This window comes from Streptomyces sp. NPDC005533, from assembly GCF_042871845.1.
In the GTDB taxonomy this organism is placed as follows: domain Bacteria; phylum Actinomycetota; class Actinomycetes; order Streptomycetales; family Streptomycetaceae; genus Streptomyces.
The window spans coordinates 1-3,239 of the sequence record NZ_JBIAJH010000140.1 but is presented as its reverse complement, the minus strand read 5'-3'; the positions used below and the strand labels follow the sequence as shown (position 1 = coordinate 3,239).

The window sequence follows — 3,239 nt, the reverse complement described above, 5'->3', positions numbered from 1 at the left end:
GACCGACAGCCCCCTCCGCCGCACCCGCACCAGCCGACTCGAACACCTCGCCTACCAGCTCACCGCATGACCCTCACGAATTGCGCAGCAGAGTCTGGACGTGCCCCAAAGCTGGCGGGGTGCCCGTCAGGCGACGGCCGTGGGATAAAGCGGGGAGGAAGGCGCGGCTGGCGGTAAATTTTTGAGGGCTGACAGTCAAGCCTCGGTTGGAACGAAGAAGGAGTGGGAGCACTTGCGGGCTGCTGCGGATAGTGCGCGGTGCTCGTGCGGATCCACCGAGAGCCGCCACCGCCATTTTGTGGAGACCCATTCGGTGAGGTAGCGGCAGCGGTGCTGGGAAGCCGGCGGAACCCAGACGGACGGATCCCCGTCCGCGCGGAGGTCGGCGCCGGCCTGTGAAACGGCCAGCAGCGTGTAGGGCGAATCCACATCCATGACGAAGGCAGTCCTGCGCTCCGCCGTCCAGGTGTAAGCGCCGGACTCCCAAGCCTCAGCCAATGGAACTAGCGGCTGCACCATCATCTTTTCGGCTCCGCGGATCCATCGATTGTCGAAGAGGCTATACCACGAGCCTCCGCTAAGGGTACAGTGGGTGCCGATCCGAGGAGAGTAAATCGCCTCAGACACTAGAACAGTATGGCTGGTAGGGCACTCATTGTGATTTCCCGTCGTCTCTTGGAAGCCGGAAATAGGCACTTCTCCCGGGTGTTCTGACTTTATGGGGAGCTGCGAAACGGCCTCGGAGAGGGTCAGGGTGGCGCCACGACCCATCCCGCCGATATCCGACGGTGGTACTGCGGCCCAGATCGACGTGGCCGCCACGAGAACTACACCAGCGCATAGCAGACTCAAGGGCATATGTAGGTTCTACACAGAAGCGACTGATCCCGCGAGAGGGAACCGCCGAACGTGTGGGTGCCGCCTCTGCAGGGCCTACGGGGAGTCTCCGTGGCCGGTACGGCAACAAGAATCTAGGCGAAAATGGCTGACGGCCACGTTTCGTTCATCCCTGTGCCGAAGCTGAGACTACGCCCTCCTGAACAGGGTCGAGAGCTGCCTAGGGTCGGCCGGTAACTGCCGGTTACGGGGCAGATGATCTTAGCGTGCCTGGTGTGATCACGACGTCGGAGCCGTCCTGGATAGCCCCGCTCACGGGGCTGAGCTGGCACTGTTCGGGAGGCTGGTGACGGTGCTTCGGTTTGACTTCGATGCGCCGAAGCGCGGCGCCAAGCTCCGCCAGACGCAGCCGCTGACCAGCACATAGATGATCGCTACGAGCAGCGTCGCGTCAGGCGCGTACTCAAACTCCTTGTACCGCGGGTCCATGTAAGGGACCAACGAGCGGCCCCCCCCGTAGGACACCCTCTGCACTGACCACGTCCAATAGCGAAATCACCTAGAGGTTTCGGTAAGCCTGCGCGATCGCGATCGCACGAACCAGCCCCAGCGCCCGGCCTGAAAGGTCGGGTAAATTCTGATGTGATAAATCCGGCAGGGGCAGCGCCCCTGGCATCGTGCTCGCCGAGGGCCACCAGCAGAGCGCCGATTCGCAGATCTATCGATTCAGAAGCGCTGAGGTTCCCCCCAAGGGCGGCTGACCCCATGGCAGCCCAACAGCAGGAGAGGCACCTCGCGAGTTGCTCGGTGAACCATGGGGAGCCGCTGTCCGCCGGCTCGTTGATCTGTGGATCCTCGCCTGCCCCTTCCTGGGAGCCGAGTGGCGTTGCGCGTTCCACGATAGGAGCAACCGCTTCACGAGCCTTGAGCGCCCCTGCCGCAGCGGTGCGAACTGCACGAGGGTGCCTCTCGGGACTCGAGTACCGCCGGAAACGCGGGCAGCTCAAGGCAGCCGCGGCCATGCACCGACCGAGGGGAGCGGCGGAAAATGCGCTTCAGGGCTAGGTGTGCGCCGCCCGCAGGAAGATCTTTGCTGAATATCAGCCTGGAGTTTTTGCAAAACCTAGACAAGTCATTCCGTGTCCGGCCATGTGCAGTGAAATGCGGAGGGGAACACTGGGCCGCTGTCAATCCGAGAGTCAGCCTGAGGAAAGTGGGCATTTCGGCGATTCGATCGATCTGTTGATTACTGAGATGTGGAGGCATCGTCATGCGTTACCCCAGGATGGACTCCCGCCAGCCGGAGAACCGCCGTTCCGTTCACCGCTTTCCCATAACCAATGTCTTTCTTATCTTCTTCATTTCTTTCATCATTTGTGCGATGACCGGGCTTAACGCCCAGGCTAGCGTCACGACCCCACCCTACGGTGTCAAAGCCGTAGCCGTGGCCGCTTCCAAAAGAGGTGCCCCCTACGCATACGGTGCGACGGGCCCCAAACGGTTCGACTGCTCGGGCTTAACTCTTTACGCCTTCCGGGAAGCGGGCACACGGCTGCCCCGCACTGCCGACCAGCAGTACCGGCACACCCGTCATGTACCGCGCGAGCACCGGAGATTGGGCGATCTGGTCTTCTTCCCAAAGGGAAGAATCATGGGCCACGTAGGGATCTACGCTGGCCAGGACAAGATCTGGCACGCTCCGCGCCCGGGTACCCGAGTGCGACTGGAGCGCATCTGGACCAAATCCGTCCGATACGGACGCGTCGTGTGATATCCGGCCACGGGTACTAGGCCTTCAATCAGTGAGCTTGTTCAGTGAACATGAGGGCCTTGAAAAGGGGGACGGGACGGGTCTGAATCCTGTCGATCGAGGCACGTTCGGATCGAACATCCATTTGATCACGGGCGGACCGGTCTGCCCCTGGCAGTCGCAATCTCCGGCGCGAACATGCACGACAGCCTCGGTCTTGAACCACTTGTGCGGGGCATCCCGCCGATCCTGTCCCGGCGAGGAACTCCTCGACGGCGGCCCGGCAAGCTCCACGCACACAAGGGCTACGACTACGAAGCACCTGCGCCGATGGTTACGCGGACGCGGCATCACCCACCGAATCGCCCGCCGGGGCATCGAGTCCTCACAGCGATGGGGCGCCACCGCTGGACCATAGAACGCTCCCGTGGCCTGGCTCGCCGGCTGCCGCCGTCTCCACCGCCGCTATGAACGCAAAGCCGAGCACTTCCTCCCCTTCACCAGCACCGCCTGCACCCTCATCTCCTACCGAAGACTGACCAAATGAGATGACCGCTTACTGATCTTTTCGTAAGTTCGGTGGGGTTGGTGGGTGGATGCTCAGGCCGGTGTGGGTGAGGAATGACCATGGCAGTTGGGGGTTGGTGTTGAT

At 62.3% G+C, this 3,239-nt stretch carries 2 protein-coding genes and 3 pseudogenes; 3 read left to right on the top strand and 2 right to left on the bottom strand.

Annotated elements, in window-relative coordinates; translation table 11 throughout:
* Positions 1 to 195 precede the first annotated feature (195 nt).
* On the bottom strand, positions 196 to 435 hold the full coding sequence (locus ACFYP3_RS37310) for a hypothetical protein (protein WP_388842539.1): 240 nt from the start codon (positions 433 to 435) through the stop codon (positions 196 to 198).
* Between the two features lie 668 nt (positions 436 to 1,103).
* On the opposite strand from ACFYP3_RS37310, the pseudogene ACFYP3_RS37305 reads away from it, so the two are divergent.
* Positions 1,104 to 1,225, top strand: a pseudogene (locus ACFYP3_RS37305) (IS5/IS1182 family transposase); the annotation flags it as partial.
* Here ACFYP3_RS37305 and ACFYP3_RS37300 read toward each other — a convergent pair.
* Positions 1,201 to 1,293: pseudogene (locus tag ACFYP3_RS37300) on the bottom strand (IS5/IS1182 family transposase); the annotation flags it as partial. The pseudogenes ACFYP3_RS37305 and ACFYP3_RS37300 sit on opposite strands and share 25 nt — an antisense overlap.
* 925 nt (positions 1,294 to 2,218) lie before the next feature.
* Here ACFYP3_RS37300 and ACFYP3_RS37295 point away from each other — a divergent pair.
* On the top strand, positions 2,219 to 2,608 hold the full coding sequence (locus ACFYP3_RS37295) for a C40 family peptidase (protein WP_388842541.1): 390 nt from the start codon (positions 2,219 to 2,221) through the stop codon (positions 2,606 to 2,608).
* A gap of 64 nt (positions 2,609 to 2,672) precedes the next feature.
* A pseudogene (locus tag ACFYP3_RS37290) lies at positions 2,673 to 3,134 on the top strand (IS5 family transposase); the annotation flags it as partial.
* Between the last annotated feature and the right edge of the window lie 105 nt (positions 3,135 to 3,239).

What these genes read in the sequence shown, in the direction of transcription:
- ACFYP3_RS37310 (WP_388842539.1), bottom strand. Translation starts at nt 435, where the DNA reads ATGGATGTGGATTCGCCCTACACGCTGCTGGCCGTTTCACAGGCCGGC.
- ACFYP3_RS37295 (WP_388842541.1), top strand. Translation starts at nt 2,219, where the DNA reads ATGACCGGGCTTAACGCCCAGGCTAGCGTCACGACCCCACCCTACGGT.